The sequence below is a fragment of the Marinomonas spartinae genome (assembly GCF_900089775.1).
Lineage (GTDB): Bacteria > Pseudomonadota > Gammaproteobacteria > Pseudomonadales > Marinomonadaceae > Marinomonas > Marinomonas spartinae.
Genome location: NZ_FLOB01000010.1, coordinates 24,428 through 37,715 on the forward strand (window position 1 = coordinate 24,428; position 13,288 = coordinate 37,715).

At 42.0% G+C, this 13,288-nt stretch carries 10 protein-coding genes and 1 riboswitch; of the genes, 2 read left to right on the forward strand and 8 right to left on the reverse strand.

The window, feature by feature from the left end; all coding sequences use genetic code 11:
* Nucleotides 1-136: 136 nt before the first annotated feature.
* Nucleotides 137-1,582, forward strand: coding sequence for an AhpA/YtjB family protein (locus MSP8886_RS16915; protein ID WP_067018621.1), 1,446 nt, complete (start codon nt 137-139; stop codon nt 1,580-1,582).
* A 108-nt stretch (nt 1,583-1,690) separates the two neighbouring features.
* Here MSP8886_RS16915 and MSP8886_RS16920 read toward each other — a convergent pair whose 3' ends face one another.
* The 7 genes from MSP8886_RS16920 to MSP8886_RS16950 all read right to left on the reverse strand — a co-directional run bounded on the left by MSP8886_RS16920 (nt 1,691) and on the right by MSP8886_RS16950 (nt 11,191).
* Nucleotides 1,691-2,794, reverse strand: a complete 1,104-nt coding sequence (locus MSP8886_RS16920) for an MJ1255/VC2487 family glycosyltransferase (RefSeq protein WP_067018623.1) — start codon at nt 2,792-2,794, stop codon at nt 1,691-1,693.
* The gene (locus tag MSP8886_RS16925; protein WP_067018625.1) at nt 2,791-3,306 is read right to left on the reverse strand and encodes a phosphatase PAP2 family protein; all 516 of its coding nucleotides are present in this window, start codon (nt 3,304-3,306) and stop codon (nt 2,791-2,793) included. Before MSP8886_RS16925 ends, MSP8886_RS16920 begins: the two co-directional genes overlap by 4 nt.
* 192 nt (nt 3,307-3,498) lie before the next feature.
* On the reverse strand, nt 3,499-4,467 hold the full coding sequence (locus tag MSP8886_RS16930) for a phospholipase A (RefSeq protein WP_067018627.1): 969 nt from the start codon (nt 4,465-4,467) through the stop codon (nt 3,499-3,501).
* A 124-nt stretch (nt 4,468-4,591) separates the two neighbouring features.
* Complete coding sequence (locus MSP8886_RS16935) at nt 4,592-5,566, reverse strand: 2-hydroxyacid dehydrogenase (RefSeq protein ID WP_245659127.1); 975 nt, start codon at nt 5,564-5,566, stop codon at nt 4,592-4,594.
* 88 nt (nt 5,567-5,654) lie between these two features.
* Nucleotides 5,655-7,226, reverse strand: coding sequence for an FMN-binding glutamate synthase family protein (locus tag MSP8886_RS16940; RefSeq protein WP_067018628.1), 1,572 nt, complete (start codon nt 7,224-7,226; stop codon nt 5,655-5,657).
* A 165-nt stretch (nt 7,227-7,391) separates the two neighbouring features.
* Complete coding sequence (locus MSP8886_RS16945; protein WP_067018630.1) at nt 7,392-9,788, reverse strand: putative bifunctional diguanylate cyclase/phosphodiesterase; 2,397 nt, start codon at nt 9,786-9,788, stop codon at nt 7,392-7,394.
* Between the two features lie 200 nt (nt 9,789-9,988).
* Nucleotides 9,989-11,191, reverse strand: a complete 1,203-nt coding sequence (locus MSP8886_RS16950; protein ID WP_067018632.1) for an MFS transporter — start codon at nt 11,189-11,191, stop codon at nt 9,989-9,991.
* A 101-nt stretch (nt 11,192-11,292) separates the two neighbouring features.
* Here MSP8886_RS16950 and MSP8886_RS16955 point away from each other — a divergent pair, with 101 nt between their 5' ends.
* Nucleotides 11,293-12,168: a LysR family transcriptional regulator gene (locus MSP8886_RS16955; protein ID WP_067018634.1), complete on the forward strand. Its 876-nt coding sequence runs from the start codon at nt 11,293-11,295 to the stop codon at nt 12,166-12,168.
* Nucleotides 12,169-12,274: 106 nt separating this feature from the next.
* Here MSP8886_RS16955 and MSP8886_RS16960 read toward each other — a convergent pair whose 3' ends face one another.
* Entirely contained in the window at nt 12,275-12,949 is a 675-nt protein-coding gene (locus MSP8886_RS16960; RefSeq protein ID WP_067018636.1) for an energy-coupling factor ABC transporter permease, read from the reverse strand.
* A gap of 76 nt (nt 12,950-13,025) precedes the next feature.
* Nucleotides 13,026-13,220, reverse strand: a riboswitch (cobalamin riboswitch).
* Nucleotides 13,221-13,288 lie beyond the last annotated feature (68 nt).

Sequence of the window (13,288 nt, forward strand, 5' to 3'; positions counted from 1 at the left end):
TTTTGTGGCATCAACTAATGAATCTATACTGAAAGGAACTTTTTTTGCGTTTTCCTTTACTCAAACAGTAAAGAAAAACAGAGTTACCGAGTGTATACTTGACTGATTGTTTTATAAGTAAATTTAAAGGGCATCAATGCAGACGCAAATGAAAAGCAACAAAGCCATCGCTTTCCTTCGAAAAAAGCTAACGGCGTCAGCAATCACTATCACAACATTTATGTCTTTGATGATAATAACAGTAGGGCTTTTTTGGTTTACCATCACTCAGGCCTTAGAGAATTATCTGGATCAACAGATCGATGTACTAGGTAACAGCCTAGCTACTCAAGCGGCTTTCAACGCAACCCAATCTATTTTAACAAACGACTTACTCAGCCTAAATGTTCTCCTCAATCGTCTTGTGTTGGATGATAATATCTTAAGTGCTCGCGTCTATAACAAAAAAGATGAACTGTTAGCCGAAGCCAGCAATAGTAAAGCCAAACAACCAACCAATGCCGATTTTCGCCCATCTAAAACACACAGGGTATATACCTCAAGTATTCGCTTTCAAGATGACGTTGTTGGCCATGTCCTCATCACGTTAGACAAAACGCCTGCGCAAGAAACCCTTAAACATCTCACAAACTTATTGATCGGTGTCTCGATTTTTATATGCGCCATTGCATTGTTGCTGGTGATCTTAGTCACTCGATGGTTGTTTTCCCCCATCAATGACGCCACCGATGCCCTATACGCTTTGGCAAAGGGTCACCATGATGCAAAATTACCCGAGGCAGCGTTTAAAGAAGGCAAAGCACTATGTCGTGCCGTTCACGAAGCTCAAATGCTTGAATGGCCTAAACCTGAACCGATAGATGAGCCGATTTCTGTAGACTTAACAGGGCTACCCGCGAAAACACAGCTAGAAATTGATTTTGAGACTATATTAGCGGAGTCAAGGCGACGTAGCTGTGTACTGTTTATCGATATTATTAATATTGATGAATGGCATGAAAGCATGACGCCGCTACAAGTTGCCAACTTACTTACCCCCATTTACCGCGCTATTTTCCAAACGATTGAGCGTTTCCACGGGCAAGTACACCAATACCAAGATGATTCCGTTCTCATTCTTTTTAATGCAGAAGATACGGGTGACCATTTGTATATGGAAGCCATTAGTGCGGCCCATGTCATTATCGGTTTAACGGAAGCCTTATTAGAAAACGAATTATATCATGACGCCCCCGACTTAAATCTCCACTTAGGGTTACACAAGGGAACGCCTCAGATTACAGACATGATGAAAAATGACACGTTTGATGCAGATGAGATAAGCGAGCTGATGGATGACATCACAAAACTAAGCCAATCTGCCAGTATTAATAAGCTGGTCATCAGTGAACAAGTTTTCACCATGAATGACATACAAAACCGCGTGTTTACCAGCTTACCTGAGATCATCGAAGTAGACGAAAACGAAGTATTAATTTACGAAGTAAAGGGACTGTCTGAGAAATATCAAAAACGTGTCCACCAATATATCAAAGAAATCAACCGTGCTGATGAAAACCTAGCGTTAGACACAAATGACTAATTCAGGCCAAGCCCCATGTTAGAGTATTTTAGTAATAATCGATAACCAACAACGCCTCTTTAGTTCGTGACTAAAGAGGCGTTTAATACTTAATACTCATTATCATATTCACACTAAAACAGTACGCTGCCGCCGACGTGTGCCTGTGATGGTCGATTCATTAAAACTAAAATCAATATCACCGGACAAACAGGATGTTTGTGCCCACAACTGTTCACATAAAACCGATAATTTCGTGTCATTTCCTTTCTGAAGCCAGCCCACGACAGCCCGCGCTACATTGGGATAATTTACCTGAACCACTCGACTACTCTCTAACCAATTCTGAATAATCGATGAATTCAGTGTACTACTGGTGTGTGCAAGTTTTAGATACTCCAAAGCAATAGCATTCGAGTGCTGTTCTATTTGCCCTTGCAGTGGTTTAGCTAAAATACGACGCCCCAATTGCAACGCTTCTGAATTCAATTCAAATCCAGCATTGCACAAGACAGATTCACACTCACTTAAATTCTTATGGAACTCTATGCGACTGAATGGAAAGACTTCTATATTGCCATAGACACCAGGCTCAATGTCCTTACAATGCATACGAAAATGATAATCCGGCACCCCTTCCAACCATTCCATGACTTCTTCACTGTCTTCAAAAGGCAAATAGACGAGGACATGATCATCTTTAGGGTTGTTGTGTTTATTATCCATTAGAATCAAAGGCGGCAAAATCGCATGATCAAAATGATGCCAGTGAGCACCCAGCTGTGTGGTAGCAGGTGCAAAGTGCGTCATAATCCATTGCGCTATACGACTCCCTTTAAATTGTGGAATATTATGATGAAACGCATATTGATGACCAAACCCAACACTAGGGGTTCCTTGACGCTTCGCCGCCCAAGCAACAATGGGTTCAAAATCCGTAATCACCAAATCATAAGAATGAGTATTAATGGCTCGAATGTCTTTCAGTAGCTTCACGACATTGGCTTTTCGGCAAGTAGAGGGAATATCTAACTTGCCATTTCGCGCAACAAAGCTCAAACCTTGAAAAGTTTGATAATTCCCAAATACATCCATATCGAAGTAATCTTTTGCGTCTCGTCCTGAAAAAATATAATCCACTTCAATACCTGCTCGGTGAAACTCAGCCGCCATTGAGCGAGCACGAGTAATATGGCCATTGCCAGTCCCTTGAACACCGTACAAAATTCTCACACTAATACTCCTACCATAATGGCCGCACAAGCCGTTCCAAGTAATGCTCCCATTACCGTATCCGTTGGAAAGTGAACGCCTAAAAATATCCTAGACAGTCCTACATGACTGGCCCAGATATACAATAAAACACTGAACTCGGGGAAAAACTTGCTTAGACAATAGGCAATGAAAAATGCCCCAGAAGTATGACCTGAAGGAAAGGAGAACTGATCAGATGGGATAATAAAACTACTAAAATTTTCTAATGCATCTGCTGGCCGATTACGCTTAAAGCCGCGCTTTAAAAGAAAATACAAGCAGCGCTCCAAAGCAAATCCCATTACTAATATCAACACTAAAGTATTAAATTCTAGCCACCACAAGGATAAAGCTAGCAGAGCATACAATGGGCCATCCGCACTAAAGGAAATAGCACGTCCTATTCGAGTAAATCCAACACGATGTTTACGTGCCATAAACCAAGAAAAAGTATGTACATCTACTGCGTGGATATTTTGAAGGATATTCATAAGCCACCCCGCTCATTATTTGTCTCTCTAACATAGAATAGAAAAATGTCAGTTTAGCGGCAGTTATATGACAGCTGCATGAAGCACATACTCGCTATAACATTCTGAAGGGAGCACATACAAGAAAGGAAAATGCCCCGATGATACGAGGCATTGAAATGACATTCACTCACACAAACTGTGAGCGCTAACTCATAACCAACTCGTTAGCATGATTCCCACACCTAACGTTTGTGAGCTGTGATTATAATCGAGCAATGAGTCACCGTAACCATTGAAGTACTGTATATAACCTCTTGATTTACCCCAAAGAGGGAAAGTAAAGCCTAACTGTACCGATCCTTTATTACTGGATGTGCGAAGATTGTTTCGTAGGGTCATATCAAATGTATAATCGTCAACGGTATGCACCATGGTCAACTCCCCATAACCCAAATATTTTTCAATATCTGGGTTATCATCATCGGCCGCATTTTCAGGAATTCGGTACCAAGGCTTGATGGAATACACGGTATTTTCAGTCTGAAACAAAAAGTTGACGTATATACGGTTCCAAGAACGGGATAAAGCTGTTGATTGCCCATTCGATTGATGAACAATACCATAACTTACATAAGTCGGCTTAATGCCAAACAGGCCTTTCTTAGGCTCCGTCATTAGGAACATTTCCGGCTCATAGTTGGTGTCTCTAAAGGGGGCAGAAATACTACTATTGTAAGCTTGCCAATAGGACAGCTGAGTGTAGGCCACCCATAAACTGCTGTTTTTACCAACCACATCGTATAAAACAGGCACTTTAAAACTGAATTGAAATTTAAATTCAACATCCTTCAAATCATCTGTGCTGTTTTTATCCCCTAAAAACGCCCGACTGACAGGATGAGGATTATAGTTAAACGGTAAAAAATAATTGGGTTTATAGGGCGTTAATACAAACGGATTGTTGGCCGTTGCTTGCTCTTGTTGCACGCGTTGTTGCATAAGACCATGGGCCTTTTTAGCGCGCTCCGAAATCGGCTCAGGAACAGTGGGTTCTTCCGGTGTCGAATCATCAGAAGTATCAGATTGTGCGTTAACAGACTGTTGATCTGCTGATGCTTTGCTCTCTGCTGCCCACAACAAAGAGGGGGAAAATAATATCAGTACTAGCAACCATTTCATGTTTTTGTCCTAGGGTGTTACAGAGAAATATGTCAGCATTAATGTTCGCAAAATGTTATCTTCAGTATACTACAGTCTCATTTCAGGCTATTCAGGAAAGTGAAAACCTTTATTTATTTCATGATTAATAACCTAAAGAGGTATTAATACCTTCTGGGATAAAACCATTAGCACGATAGAGACGAATCGCCTTCGCCACTATTTGACTAGCAGAAGTGGGATTCGTTGGTGCAGAAATATGAGGTAAAACGGTTACCTTCGGGTGAGACCAAAAAGAGTGTGAAGCGGGTAACGGTTCTTGAGCAAACACGTCTAATACCGCATGGTCTAGATGCCCATTATCCAAGTGTTCTAACAAAGTCATTTCATCCACTATGGGGCCTCGGGCAAAATTAATCACCATAGCACCGCTTGGTAATAGGGCCAACCTTTCATAATTAAGTAGACCACGGGTACGATCCGTCAAAGGTAGCAAACAAATCAGAATATCACTGTCTCTCAACAGTGCTTCTAACCCCTCATCACCACAATAACACCTAATTCCCTCAAGAATTTTGGCCGTTCTACTCCATCCCGACACACGAAAACCATTGTCCACTAGCCGGGCTGCACTGACCTGCCCTAGCTCTCCTAACCCTAACACCCCCACTCGTCGGTCCTGAGGCATCACCATTGCCCGTTGATACCATATTTTCTCTTGCTGCTGTTGCCTATAAAATGGCATACCGCGATGCAAATACATGGTCCACGCCAACACCGCTTCAGACATGGTCTTCGCCAACTCAGGGTCAACTAAACGGACAATGGTAAATGGCATCATTGTCAATTCATCGACCATACGGTCCACGCCAGCCCACACACTATGTGCCCACTTTAAATTTGGCAGTTGCATAAGTTCTTGAGGGTCTGGGTTGGCGACAATTGCCACGTCACATTGCGACTTTTCTGCATCGGACAAAAGACAAAAAGCCACAATGGTTTCTTCAGGGAGCAAAGCCGACAATTGCTTAATCCAAACCGCTTGCTCGGCCTCATCTATTCGACCAACAAATGGAATCATCCTAGGTAGTCCTGCCTTCAATTTTTGATTGCTGATCATTCACGCATCCATTACCAAAACTCTCTGACCTAACGCCATTATAATCGTCCTTTTGCCCTCAGTTGACCTTCCTTGGCGCAAATGGGATTTATGAATTGACAGTATTTTCCATTTTGCCCGTGTTTGCTGGCGTTTCAAACCCAACAAGGTTAATAAACTCGGGACGTACAGTAGGTAAAGGATTCTCTTCTGAAAAAAGTGAAGAACGACTCTGATTTTCTATAATACGAACATGTTCGCGTGTCAGCTCCCTTGGTTCTTTAACACCACAAGAATGGGCAATCAAACCAATACCATGTAACAGACCATCGGCATAGTTAGCAACCCGCTCAGATTTTTCCTGAGCTTGTAAGCCTTTTTGTAGATCAGGATTATGCGTGGTAATCCCTGTTGGGCAAGTATTCTTATTGCACTGTAACGCTTGAATGCAGCCTAAAGAAAATAAGAAACCTCGCGCAGAGACAATAAAATCCGCGCCCGCACTTAAAGCCCAAGCAGCTTTCCCAGGCACCACTAATTTACCAGATGAGATGATTTTGATGTACTTTCGAAGCCCATACGCTGTCACTATATCTACCACTTTCGGTAAACTTTCACGCAACTGCATCCCCACATAGTCCATCAATGGCTGAGGCGCCGCTCCAGTACCACCGTCAGAACTGTCTATAGTGATAAAATCAGGACAGTAGGCTAGTCCTTTTTTATGTACTAAGTCACACAGTTTCTCGAAAAACTGAAGATCCCCCACCACCATTTTAAAGCCAACGGGCTTACCCGTTAAGGAACGGACGTGGTGTATCATTTCTAGCAGGTCTTCAATACTTTTAATATTCTTATGCCCATTAGGACTGATCGAATCACGCCCTTTAGGAATTCCCCGAATATAGGCAATCTCTTCGGTCACTTTGGCCCCTGGCAGCATTCCACCTTTGCCAGGTTTCGCCCCTTGCGACATTTTTATCTCAATCATGCGTACTTGTTCATGGGCCGCAACCTTCGCTAATTTATCATCATCTAAATTACCTTGCTCATCACGAACACCATACTTTGCCGTACCAATTTGAAAGACTAAATCACATCCTCCTTCTAGATGATAAGGTGACAACCCACCCTCGCCAGTATTCATCCAAATACCGGCTTTGCGAGCCCCTTTTGATAAAGCCTGCACCGCTGGTTTCGACAAGGCTCCAAAGCTCATACCGGAAATATTTACAACAGAACTGGTGCGATAAGGTTTCTTGGCGGTAAATTCACCAATACAAATTTCTTTCGGCAGAGAAGCATCTTCGTCCAACGTCGGAAAAGCACAGTTTACAAAGAAAATATCGCCGGGCGTCTCTAAAGAACGTGTCGAACCAAACGCGATGGTTGTATCAACTTTCTTCGCCGCACGATAAGCCCAAGAGCGTTCTGCACGATCAAATGGCCGCTCTTCTCGGTCCATCGCAAAAAAGTACTGTCGGAAAAATTCACCTAAATGCTCGAGGAGATATCGGAAGCGCCCCACAACAGGGTAGTTTCGCCTTATGGTGTGTAAAGTTTGATGAGTATCCACCCAATACATAACACCAATCACGATCACAAGAATAAGCAACCCAAAAAGAAACAGGATAGCTCCCCAGTGTATTGTATCAGTAGCAAGAGACGACAACATATCCATCGATAATGACCTCTAATAGAGAAAAATGCCTTTAACTTATGCAAAGACGATAAATAGACTTCAAAGCTCTCATTCATTGCTAGCAAATAAGAGCGATCGTTTTTATTATTGAATGAACTCGTTCACAACGCTCACTTCAATGCTAAGAGTAAGGGATTCCGCTTATTAATTCATCTTCAAACCATGCACGCATTCGTTAACAAACTGTGAAGAAGAGACGGGGCGACTGAATAAGTACCCTTGATAGAAGTAGCAACCTATCTCCTGTAAACGTTCAAACTGCGCCACACTTTCCACACCTTCTGCCAATACACTCACATTAAAGGCTTTTGATAACGCAATAATAGAGAATACAATGGCTTCATCCCCCTTATCATCCAGTAAATCTCTCACAAAAGACTGATCTATTTTCAAACGATTAATAGGCAATATTTTTAAATATTTCAATGATGAATATCCTGTCCCAAAATCATCAACAGACAGGTGAACCCCCATTTCGCGAATAAGCTTCATTTTTTCTAAGGATGAGTCAAGATCGGTCAACAACATATTTTCAGTGATCTCTAAATCGACACAGCAAGTTGGTAATTGGTACTTGTCTATTTTTTCTTTGAGCATCGCTAAAAAACCGTATTGCTGAAATTGTACGGGGCTCACATTGATAGACATTCGCCAACTAGGAAGCCAAATACCGTCTTCAAGCCATGTTGATACTTGAGAAAAAGCCGTATCCATAACCCATGAACCGATATCAACAATCAACCCTAACTCCTCAGCCAATGGAATAAATTCACTGGGAGAGATAAAGCCCCGTTCGCCATCATCCCAACGAATTAGTGCTTCCGCTCCAATTAACTCCCCAAGATTATTCACCTGCGGCTGATAATATAACTCAAACAGGCCTAGCTCGATCGCTCTATGTAAAGACTTTTCTTTTTCCAATCGAAGGTCGGAAATGGCTTGCATGGTATTTTCGTATATCACATAAGTATTACGTCCCGCCTCTTTCGCTCGATAAAGTGCGGTATCGGCTTGCTTCACAATGGTTTCTACTTGCCAGTTTTGACCTGAAAACAACATCACACCAATACTGGCGGAAATATGCATGGAGTGCTGGTCAATCTCCTGAGACGTTGCGCAAAGCACTAATACTTTTTGTGCAAACGCTTTAATAAACCCTTCAACCTCTGTTTGCTTATCCATGCCCATTACAAAAAAAGCAAACTCGTCGCCTCCCATACGTGCCAGAATAATCGATTCTCTCTCTAATAGAGACAATTCTTCAGAAACACGAACCAAGAGTTTATCACCTACGTTATGACCAAGCGCATCATTGATGGTACTAAAGCGATCAAGATCAATAAGGATTAGCGCTCCGAACTGGCCTTCATGGATATCGTGCTTCAGATAATCGTCAATTTTATCGATAAGAAGTTGTCGGTTAGGTAACTTGGTAAGAGGATCATAGTAGGCTAACTGATGGATATGTTCTTGTGCTTCGATGCGCTCTGTGACATCTCGAACCAACAACAAAATTTCTACTTTTCCTTGCAGATCAAATTGTGCCAAATGAATTTCAACGGGAATCGCTTTTTTTGCTCCCTTAAAGAGGGTTTCCAATGTCAGTGGCGTGTCTGGGGGCATCGTATCGATATGGTGCTTGATGGTATTAAAGGTCTCATCATCTAACACCTTCTGCGCCGATTGATTAAGTGTAACACTCGCTTGTTCGCCCAACATGGCTCGTGCGGCTGTATTCAGGAAGACAACCTTAAACTCTTGATCAAGTAACAAAATACCATCGGCGGCGTGCTCTATCACCGCCATAGAATGGATATAACTTCGCTCTAGTTCATCTTTCGTATGCTTAAGCTTTTGCCATAGTCGCGCAAAACTAACATAGAGACGTCCAAATTCATCAAATCGATGACGACGCGAAAAAATATCAGGAAACGGTCGATCCAAGTCTTCCTCAATAGAGGTAAATACTTGCGTTAGGCGCTCTAAGGGATGAGTAATTAAAAAATAAAAAAATACCGAAATGATAAAAGCAAATAACAGATCCTTAACCAAGTTATACATCAAAATCGAAGCGTGTTTGATTAAAAAACTTTCTGCCAATACCCGTTTTTCAGGCCAAATAATTAACTGACCGGCTTTAAAATAAGGCTTTCGTAAAATAAGACTACGGTGATAGGAATGAAGGTCAGGGAACAAAAAATCGGCAACAGATTTAGATACAGGAAAGTGCGTCTGTGAAGACTGACCAAAAACGAACACCTCACCTGCCTCATCCTTTACTTCGACACGCGCAACATTAGAATTCAATAACAAGCTGTCTATTTGCTGTTTTATCAATGTTTTGTCTAAGCGAAAAGTCGCTTCAGCTATCGGGTTTTCAACAATCGTTAAAATATCCCCAAAGAAACGATTGATATTCTTTTTTTCTGCAGAAACCCCTTCTAATACTTGAAAAAAACTACTTAATAAACTCAATACAACCGCTAAAGTGAGCGTCAACACCGCCTGTTTTACAAACAAAGACCTAGACAGTCGTCCCATTCGATTCCTTCCGCAAAAGATATAGTTAATGTATTACTCTACCTATAGTGCCCATCCTTGGGCAAAACATAAATGTATTTTATAGGTGATTCAATGAATAATTAGCATCAGGATCAAACACTCCCGATGCTAATAGTAAGATTAACACATCAAAATACTCTAAGCGGCTAGATTTTACATAATGGAACGCTTTTGTAACATTACTTTGGCACGGTATTAAATCCATTAGCCTGATGTAATCTAACTAAACTAACACCAGCTAAGACGACCATTGCCAATACAATCAATGAACCAATGATTACCCCTTGCCAATGATCAGTACGCCAAAAAGGATCCAAATAGTATCCCCCCATACTGCCGCCTAAATAATAACAAACCAAATATAAAGAAGACGCACTGGCTTTGGCATACTTCGCGTTGCGACTCACAAAGCTACTTGCCGTAGAATGACATAGGAAAAAACCAAAACAATTTATTGCTAAACCACAGAGAATAACTTCTAAATGAGCACTCAGAGTGATTACTGAGCCCAACATAAAAATAACCGTTCCAACGACCATGATATAAGGTTGTGCTAGCCGTTGAGCTAATCGACCTGAAATAGCCGATCCAACAGTACCTGCAAGATAGGTTAAAAATAACAAGCCAATGTATTGGGAAGACAAGTGGTACGGCTCTGCTTCCAAACGAAAGGTAATGTAACTGTATTGATTAATGAAAACAAAGAAACTCAAGCCACCAATAAAGTAAGCGGCCAATAGACGACGATTACTTAAATGCCCCAACATATTAGAAATAATCAACGACCATTTCAAAGGCTTCGATTCGAATTGTTTTGAGGAGGGTAACAGAACAATAAACGCAATCAAAAACACAAAACTGATGCCAGCCATGGCAGCAAAAGCAGCGGATCGCCCCATCCATTCGCCGACAAAACCACCAGTTAAACGACCACCAATCCCTCCCAGTGTATTACCACTGATATATAACCCAACCGCGACCATCAGCGCCTCAGGACGGTATTCATCCCCTAAATAAGCCACTGCAATAGCTGGCAACCCCGCTAAAAAAAAGCCTTGTAATCCTCGCAACAGTAAAAGTGTTTCAAAACTATTCACCACGGATAAGGCATAGGTAGTGCAAGTCACCCCGAGTAATGTCATCACCATTAACCCTTTGCGCCCAAAGGCATCGGATATAGGGCCATAAAACAGTAAAGACACTCCCAACGTCAGTGTGGTTATAGTAAAGCTAGCTGAGGCCTGCAACGCACTCACTTGAAACTCATTGGCAATCATGGGCAACAAAGGCTGAGTCACATAGACATTCGCAAACACCATAAATGATCCAATCACCAAAGCAATCGTTCCTCGCCAAAAAGTACGACTTCCCGTTTCAACCATACTGCCCCCTTATCAACACCTTAAACTATTGATGAGCACTATACGCTTGCAGAGTTTATCAATAAAATATATGTTTCTTATCCAATGTATAAGGGTTGTTGATGGACATTAAGCCTCTACGTTACTTTCTCGCCATTGCACAAAACGCCAGTTTCACCAAAGCTGCAGAGCAACTCAATTTGGCGCAGCCCGCCGTCAGCATGGCAATGAAAAAGCTAGAACAGGAATTAGGACTGACACTGATTCATCGCAAAGAGCGAACTATTACGCTAACTGATGAAGGGCAACGCTTGGCTTACCATGCCGAAAAAATTCTGCAAGCGACCGATGACGCTCTATTGGAAATGTCCGAACTCAAGGGATTGAGCAAAGGTGAAGTACGTATTGGCATTCCCAGTATGCTTGGCTCTTATTACTTCCCTCCTATATTGATGGCTTTCCGTCATCAACACCCCAACCTCTCACTCACCGTTGTCGAAGGCGGCACGTGGCAATTACAAAAAATGCTGGAAAATGGCGAATTGGATTTAAGCGTCATTGTTGCAGAAAACCTACCCGACAATATCAGTACCCACCGATTACTAAAAGAAGAGATGTTGGTTGCTACCGCTAAGGATCATCCCTTTAGCCAGCAGCAAAACGTAACCGCCGAGGCATTTTTCAATGAGGAGTTAGTAATGTTTAAAGAAGGATACTTTCATCGTCGAATCGTCAACCGACTTGCCCATGAAACCAACAAGAAGCCTAAAATAGGCTTTGAAACCAACTTAATTCCCTTGATTAAATCCATCACTCGACAAGGTTTTGGCATATCAACTTTGCTTAGCATGGTAATTGAGCCAAAAGATGGTCTCATTACTCGATCTTTTGATCCCCCAATTTGGTTAAACTTAGAAATCGCTTGGCGCAAAGACGGATATTTATCCCAAGCTAACCGTGCCTTTTTAGACTTTCTCTGCCAGCAAGCGGATCACTAGCAAGAGAGACATCCACACCTCTAGCTTCCATATCCCTAAACAATAAGTAAAAACGCCCAGCAAGCTGAGCGTTTTTACAGTACAACAATACTATCGCGCAGACGCACTATCCTTGATACAAACGTCGCTCGACAAAAGAAGAACCTTTTAGACGATCCATGCCTTTAGCGCCCCACAAGATCGCTAAATCCAACAAAGGCTCAACTAAAACCACGCTCATATAAGCAAGACCAAAACTCGCAACAGAAGACAGGTTGGCAGCAGAAAAGCCTTGTCCATAGAAAGCCCAAAAGGCGACCCAAAGCACAATACCTCCTTGATAAGTAACCGACAACTTCAACGCTTGAGCATAAGCTAAATCCACATAAGCGGTTTTTTCTGGAATAACACGACGCGCTACAGCCGCCATAACAAATAAAGGCACCAACAAAGTAGTGATATTCATACCATATTGCGGCAAATCAAAAGGAGCGAATAAAATACCCTGTATTAACAGCCCCATAAATAAGCCAATCGACGCAGCGGCAGGACCAAAGATTAAAAACAAAGTTGAGCCCAGAATTAAATGCACTTCCGAGACACCGACCGCATGATGAGGTAAAACTTCAAAAAAAACGAACACCAATAAACTTGTCATGACACTACGAGCTAATAAATTAATCGCACCATGTTCTTTAATCGCATTAATAGAATATTTTGCAGACCAACCTAACGCCCCTAACGCTGTCGCATAACTCAATACTATTTTGGCTCCAGTGACAACACCTGGTTCAATATGCATAACTCTTCTCCTCGAAACACCAAACACTCACCCGTGAATGACAATTTCACTCCTGATAATAGAAAGAGGCCTTTACACCTCTACCACCATAAAGGCCGGTATCCGGACTCATAAGATAAAACTCAAATCCTTCCCATTTTCACAGTGGATTAGAGCAGATATTCCATCACTTATTTACCGTTGCGGGGGCAGTACAGGGGTTGTTTCTTCCTAAAAACGCACCTATTTCCCGTTTCACCAGCAAGCTGGCACCTTTATAAGAGGAATCGTACGTAAGAAACGAATAGTAGGCAATCAAAAACAAATCGCTAAAAGAAGAGAAATAGTCATACTGCGAAG

What these genes read in the sequence shown, in the direction of transcription:
- MSP8886_RS16930 (WP_067018627.1), bottom strand. Translation starts at nt 4,467, where the DNA reads ATGAAATGGTTGCTAGTACTGATATTATTTTCCCCCTCTTTGTTGTGG.
- MSP8886_RS16925 (WP_067018625.1), bottom strand. Translation starts at nt 3,306, where the DNA reads ATGAATATCCTTCAAAATATCCACGCAGTAGATGTACATACTTTTTCT.
- MSP8886_RS16955 (WP_067018634.1), top strand. Translation starts at nt 11,293, where the DNA reads ATGGACATTAAGCCTCTACGTTACTTTCTCGCCATTGCACAAAACGCC.
- MSP8886_RS16950 (WP_067018632.1), bottom strand. Translation starts at nt 11,191, where the DNA reads ATGGTTGAAACGGGAAGTCGTACTTTTTGGCGAGGAACGATTGCTTTG.
- MSP8886_RS16960 (WP_067018636.1), bottom strand. Translation starts at nt 12,949, where the DNA reads ATGCATATTGAACCAGGTGTTGTCACTGGAGCCAAAATAGTATTGAGT.
- MSP8886_RS16945 (WP_067018630.1), bottom strand. Translation starts at nt 9,788, where the DNA reads ATGGGACGACTGTCTAGGTCTTTGTTTGTAAAACAGGCGGTGTTGACG.
- MSP8886_RS16935 (WP_245659127.1), bottom strand. Translation starts at nt 5,566, where the DNA reads ATGATCAGCAATCAAAAATTGAAGGCAGGACTACCTAGGATGATTCCA.
- MSP8886_RS16915 (WP_067018621.1), top strand. Translation starts at nt 137, where the DNA reads ATGCAGACGCAAATGAAAAGCAACAAAGCCATCGCTTTCCTTCGAAAA.
- MSP8886_RS16940 (WP_067018628.1), bottom strand. Translation starts at nt 7,226, where the DNA reads ATGGATATGTTGTCGTCTCTTGCTACTGATACAATACACTGGGGAGCT.